This is a genomic window from Methanobrevibacter sp. (assembly GCF_045636185.1).
Lineage (GTDB): Archaea > Methanobacteriota > Methanobacteria > Methanobacteriales > Methanobacteriaceae > Methanocatella.
Window position 1 is genome coordinate 22636 of the sequence record NZ_JAZTXC010000157.1, and the last position, 6097, is coordinate 28732.

Below are 6097 nucleotides of genomic sequence, written 5' to 3' on the forward strand. Positions count from 1 at the left end.
TTTATATAATTATTTAGTATTAGTATTAAATTCATCTTTTGATTTTATTCCAACCAATGAAGCAAAAATTGCAATTATGCATATGGTCGTACAGATTATGCATACTATCTGGGAACTTTGAACAATCATACCTGCATATTGGGATGACAATTCAAGATTACCCATAATCCAGGCAAATACTAGTGTAAGAAGCCCTAGACTCATGGTCTGACCAATAGTTCTCATTGCAGACTGTGCCGCTGATGCATTTGGAGTCTCATTCGGAGGAACGGAACTCATAATGGCATTTGTATTAGGACTTGTAAACATTCCCATACCTATACCCTGAAGAATCATAGCTATGACAATAAGATAAAGCGGAGTATTTGCATCCAAAAATATCAATATCACAAGAGTTACAGTAGCAATGCTCATTCCAATGGCAGCCAGTTTCTGAGGATGAATCCTGTCTGACAGTCTGCCTGATGTCGGAGCCATAAATGCCATGATTATAGGAGTAATAATTAAAATAAGCCCTGACATCTGGGCATTCCATCCTCTGACATACTGAAAATGATAATTAAGAATTGTAGTTATTGCCGCTATCGCAAGATAACTGCACAATGCAGCAATGTTTGAAGAAGTGAACTTCATATTCTTAAAGAGGCTCATATTGAATGCAGGAGTATTGACTCTAGTTTCATAGTATCCAAAGACAATCAGCAGAATAAAACCTATAACAACACATATCCTTCCTGTAGTATTCATAAGGCTTGTAAATCCATAAATGAAAAGTAAAATGCCCAGTCCATATATGATATATCCTAGAGAATCGATTTTATCATTTTCATATGTCTTCCAGTCACCAGGGATTTTCCAAATCATTAGTATAATACAAAGGACTAAAAACGGAATTACAAAGTAAAACATAGACCTCCAGCCAAAATTATAAACAAGAAATCCGCAGATAACCGGAGATAATGATCCTGCCAGATAAACACCCGTTACTGTAAACCCCAATGCCTGCCCTCTTTTTTCAGGCATGATTGCCTGTACAACCATTGCCATAGCCGCAACATTTAAAAATGCTCCACCTATCCCCTGAATCACTCTGAAAAACAGGAATGATTCTGCGGAAAATGACAGACCTGCACCAATTGATGCAAAAAGAAAAACAAGAACTCCTGCTATCAGGGATTTCTTCACACCGAATTTACCGGAAATCTGACCTGCCGGAAGCGTGAATACAGCTACAACAAGAAGCGCAACAGTAATAATCCAGTTCTGAACCACATTATTCATTCCAAAATCGCTTGCAATGGACGGTACTCCAATGACTATCCCTGCAGCCAGAAATACTGCAAAAAATGAAGTGAGAAATGATACGATAACCACTGATGATTCGGAATCGAATTTCATTTTTATTTCTCCTCAAGCAGTTTCATGCCGTTGACGGCAATTTCCTTTAGCCTGTTTTTAAACTCTTCATCCTCATCGGTAAGACCTACTGCACTATCCCAGTCTTTAGAAATTTTTCTGAATTCGGGAATCAGTTCATTGGCTTTATCAGTAGTATTCAGCATATATTTGCGTCGGTTTTGAGGATTGATTTCTCTTTTTATGTATCCTTCATCCTCAAACTTTTTTAGGATTTTGGCAATGTTACCCTTGCTTTGGCAGAACATATTGACAAGATCTTCCTGAGAACAGTTGGGATTATCATAAATAAACATCAGATAACGTACATTATGCCCAAAATCATAATCCTTAATCTTGGATTTTAAATATTTTTGCTGATTTAGAGAAATATTATGTATCCAAGCAATTATTGGAGAATTATCATTTATTGCTTGAAAAATTTCATCATCCATTAATCTTCACCGGTTAATTATCTGGAATTTATATGATATAAATGTTTCTTTTGAAACAGTTGATTATGAAACTATTATTTAAAAGATGTGAAAAATCACACAAGCGACCAGTCACACTTCAATAATCCTTAAAAAAATCATTAAATATAATAATATATAGGAAAAACACAAAAGAGGGATAGAATGTGTAAATTCAATAGGAAAATCTACCATAATAAGGATATCAAGTACAAACTTTCTCTAATTTTCCATGTTCAGTATATCTTTGACTTGTGCGGAATTGATGAAAAAGTGATTAATATATTACCAACAGAACACATTGATAAGAGATTCGCAAACAAAAGACTGGATTTTGTGGTGGAATGCGAGTCTGGAAACATATATAATATTGAATGCGAATCTTCATCAATAACTTATAATACGCTAGACAAAACTTGGAATTATGCCAAAAACCTAATCTGTAAGTATGATAATGATATATACACTTTGATAATCGCATTAGCCGAAAATAACAAATTTTCTGAAAAACATATTGGAACAACAATACATAAGCCCATCATACTGGAAATGAAAAAATTAGATGGAAATGAACATTTAAATAATATAAAAAAGAAACTCAATAACAACAAAGAATTAACATCACATGACTGTGCAATAATTGAAACCATCCCTGATATGAAAAACACTCAAAAACCTGATATTGTTATTGAAGAATTATGTAACATCATCAAAAACGGGAAAATTACTGCAGAAAACAGATCAAAATTGCAGGCAACAATGTGGTTAAACATAGATTATTATATCAAAAATCAAACCAAAAGAAAAGAATTAATGGAGATGATTGATGTGAAAAAATCTTGTGAATCCGAATTTTTTAAATGGCGGGAAGCAAATATTAATGAAGGAAGAATACAAGGAAGAATAGAAGGTAAAATAGAAGGTAAAATAGAAATTATCAAAGAACTGCTAAAATCAATGACCCCCAAAGAAATCGCAGAAAAAACAAACACACCATTAACAGAAATCAATAAAATAGCAAAACAATAACCATTTCCAATAATATTTTTAAACAACCATCACCAAAAAAAACATACCAAAAGTTGATAAAAATGAAAAAATCTTGTGAATCAGAATTTTTTAAATGGCGAGAAGCAAATATTAATGAAGGAAGAATACAAGGAAGAATAGAAGGTAAAATAGAAATTATCAAAGAACTGCTAAAATCAATGACCCCCAAAGAAATCGCAGAAAAAACAAATATATCCCTAACAGAAATCCAAAAAATAGCAGAACAATAGCTATTTTAAATTAAGAAATGAATTTTATCCTTATCTATATCATCCAAAGTATGGGATTTAACTTCACCATCTGGAATACCTAAAGCAAGAATTCCAACAATATGGAAATAATCATCAATTTTTACAATGTCTCTGACTAACTTTTCTGAATCTTCACCATCAGATGACTTTCTTAAATGGGTTTGAATCCAGCAGCTCCCAACACCGATATCAGTTGCTTTCAAATGCATGAATGATAGTGCAATTGATGAGTCTTCAATCCAGGTATCTGCAGTCAAAGTATTAGCAATAACAACAATAGCTTTATTTGCATCTTTTAAAAAGTCGGCTCCATGCTCTTTGACTTTAGACAATACCCTTAAAGTTTCTTTGTTTGAAACGACTAAAAAACTGCATGGCTTTCTGTTCATACTTGTTGGTGCCAAAAGACCTGCCTGCAAAATATCATTTAACTGATCTTTAGTAACCTCATCATCCGTGAATTTGCGAACACTTCTTCTTTTAAGCAAAACATCATCGAATTCCATTCAATCATCCTCAAACTCTTTTTCCAAGATTATTGTAACTGGACCATCATTCAACAGCTCAACTTTCATATAGGCACCGAATTCTCCGGTTTCAACCTCAATCTCTTCACTGCATTTGTCTACAAAATAGTCAAACAGTCTGGTTGCATCATCAGGATTTAATGCCTTGTGAAATGAAGGTCTGTTCTTTTTAACTTTTCCATATAAAGTAAATTGTGGAACAAGCAATAGCTTACCGCCAACATCTTTGACGGATTTGTTCATACGCCCATTTTCATCTGCAAAAATTCTAAGCTTTATTAACTTGCGGGCCAGATAATCAACTTCTTTAGTTGTATCATTAACGCCAAATCCAACTAGAACCATTAATCCTCCATCAATCTGACCGACAATATTATTTTCCACTTCAACACTGGAACTGGTAACTCTTTGAACAACAAGTTTCATTAAATAAACTCCAAAAAAATAGAAATAAGGGAAAAAATCCCTATTTGTTCATAGCTTTTTCAACAGCAACAGCAACAGCCACACTTGCACCAACCATAGGATTATTACCCATTCCGATTAATCCCATCATTTCAACGTGTGCAGGTACTGATGATGAACCTGCAAACTGTGCATCAGAATGCATTCTTCCCATAGTATCTGTCATACCGTAGGATGCAGGTCCCGCTGCCATATTATCCGGGTGCAGGGTTCTTCCTGTTCCACCGCCTGATGCAACGGAGAAGTATTTTTTGCCCTGTTCAATACATTCCTTTTTGTATGTTGCGGCTACAGGATGCTGGAATCTTGTAGGATTGGTTGAGTTACCTGTAATTGATACATCAACACCTTCCAGATGCATGATTGCAACACCTTCACGCACATCATCTGCCCCATAACATCTTACTTTAGCTCGCTCACCTGAAGAGTAAGCCTTTTCACGAACTACCTTAACTTCACCGGTGAAATAGTCAAATTCAGTCTGAACATAGGTAAAACCGTTGATTCTTGAAATGATTAGTGCAGCATCTTTTCCCAAACCATTTAGAATAACCCTTAAAGGTTCATCCCTTACCTGATTTGCAGAGTTTGCAATTCCAATAGCTCCTTCTGCTGCTGCAAAACTTTCATGTCCTGCAAGAAATGCAAAGCAACTTGATTCATCACTTAAAAGCATTGATGCAAGGTTACCGTGACCTAAACCAACTTTTCTGTCATCCGCTACACTTCCGGGAATACAGAATGACTGCAATCCTTCACCTATAGCTGATGCAGCATCAGCAGCTTTGATGCAGTCTTTTTTAACAGCTATTGCAGCTCCAACAGTATAAGCCCAGCAGGCGTTTTCAAAGCAAATTGGCTGAACACCTTTAACGATTTCATATGGGTCGAAACCTTTATCCAGACAGATTTGTTTAGCTTCCTCCAAATCCTTAATATCATATTTATTTAATACAGGAAGTATCTGGTCGATTCTTCTTTCATAACTTTCAAATAAACTCATAATTCCACCCATATCTACTCTTTTCTAGGATCAATTGTTTTAACAGCATCATCAAATCTGCCGTATTGACCTGTTGCATTTTCAATTGCTTCTAACGGGTCAACACCGTCCTTAATGCCGTCAAGCATTATGCCTAAATTGATATATTTATATCCTATAATCTCATCATCTTCATCAAGGCCGATTTCAGTAATGTAACCTTCAGTTAACTCCAGATATCTTGGCCCTTTTTTGCTGGTTGAATAGATTGTTCCTACCTGGCTTCTGTGACCTTTACCCAAATCTTCAAGGCCTGCTCCAATAGGAAGACCTCCTTCTGAAAATGCAGACTGGGTTCTGCCATAAACAATCTGTAGGAACAGCTCGCGCATTGCAGTGTTGATTGCATCACAAACCAAATCTGTATTTAAGGCTTCAAGAATTGTTTTTCCGATTAGGATTTCACCAGACATGGCTGCTGAATGAGTCATACCGGAACATCCAATGGTTTCAACCAATGCCTCTTCAATAATACCTTCTTTAACGTTTAAAGTCAATTTGCAGCATCCTTGCTGAGGTGCACACCAGCCTATACCATGTGTCAAACCGGAAATATCTGATATTTCTTTTGATTTGACCCATTTACCCTCTTCAGGTATTGGTGCAGGGCCGTGATTTGCTCCCTTTGCAACAGGACACATATTTTCTACTTCATTTGAATATATCATTTTCAATCTCCGCAAAATAATCTTAATAATAAATTATATGTCAATTATAATTAATTAATATTTATGATTGAATTTCAAAAAAAATAAAAAGAGGATGTGACGCAAAATTTTTAATCTAATTTTGTGTTTTTGATTTTTTTATAATTTTTCTTATTTTTAGTTGTTCTTTCTGTTTATTTCGTTGTATATTCTTTTTAGGTTGTGTCCAATTGTGTATAGTTTGAAT

Annotated in this window: 8 protein-coding genes; 2 read left to right on the top strand and 6 right to left on the bottom strand. The window is 35.0% G+C overall.

What is annotated here, in order from left to right:
- Window positions 1–9 precede the first annotated feature (9 nt).
- Both ACKI3Q_RS08780 and ACKI3Q_RS08785 read right to left on the bottom strand, forming a co-directional pair.
- Entirely contained in the window at window positions 10–1398 is a 1389-nt protein-coding gene (locus tag ACKI3Q_RS08780) for an MFS transporter (protein WP_407416220.1), read from the bottom strand.
- 2 nt (window positions 1399–1400) lie between these two features.
- Entirely contained in the window at window positions 1401–1850 is a 450-nt protein-coding gene (locus tag ACKI3Q_RS08785; RefSeq protein WP_407416221.1) for a MarR family winged helix-turn-helix transcriptional regulator, read from the bottom strand.
- Window positions 1851–2033: 183 nt separating this feature from the next.
- On the opposite strand from ACKI3Q_RS08785, the gene ACKI3Q_RS08790 reads away from it, so the two are divergent.
- Both ACKI3Q_RS08790 and ACKI3Q_RS08795 read left to right on the top strand, forming a co-directional pair.
- Complete coding sequence (locus ACKI3Q_RS08790) at window positions 2034–2897, top strand: hypothetical protein (RefSeq protein ID WP_407416222.1); 864 nt, start codon at window positions 2034–2036, stop codon at window positions 2895–2897.
- A 62-nt stretch (window positions 2898–2959) separates the two neighbouring features.
- On the top strand, window positions 2960–3148 hold the full coding sequence (locus ACKI3Q_RS08795; RefSeq protein ID WP_407416223.1) for a hypothetical protein: 189 nt from the start codon (window positions 2960–2962) through the stop codon (window positions 3146–3148).
- A gap of 5 nt (window positions 3149–3153) precedes the next feature.
- Here the strand turns inward: ACKI3Q_RS08795 and ACKI3Q_RS08800 are convergent, their stop codons facing one another.
- From ACKI3Q_RS08800 to ACKI3Q_RS08815, 4 genes are read right to left on the bottom strand one after another with little or no spacing between them, the layout of a single operon-like run.
- Window positions 3154–3675: a nitroreductase family protein gene (locus tag ACKI3Q_RS08800; protein ID WP_407416224.1), complete on the bottom strand. Its 522-nt coding sequence runs from the start codon at window positions 3673–3675 to the stop codon at window positions 3154–3156.
- On the bottom strand, window positions 3676–4122 hold the full coding sequence (gene dtd / locus ACKI3Q_RS08805; protein ID WP_407416225.1) for a D-aminoacyl-tRNA deacylase: 447 nt from the start codon (window positions 4120–4122) through the stop codon (window positions 3676–3678).
- A 40-nt stretch (window positions 4123–4162) separates the two neighbouring features.
- Window positions 4163–5164 carry a GGGtGRT protein gene (locus tag ACKI3Q_RS08810; RefSeq protein ID WP_407416226.1) on the bottom strand — a complete coding sequence of 334 codons (1002 nt, stop codon included), beginning with the start codon at window positions 5162–5164 and terminating at the stop codon, window positions 4163–4165.
- 14 nt (window positions 5165–5178) lie between these two features.
- The gene (locus ACKI3Q_RS08815) at window positions 5179–5871 is read right to left on the bottom strand and encodes an iron-sulfur cluster assembly scaffold protein (protein ID WP_407416227.1); all 693 of its coding nucleotides are present in this window, start codon (window positions 5869–5871) and stop codon (window positions 5179–5181) included.
- Window positions 5872–6097 lie beyond the last annotated feature (226 nt).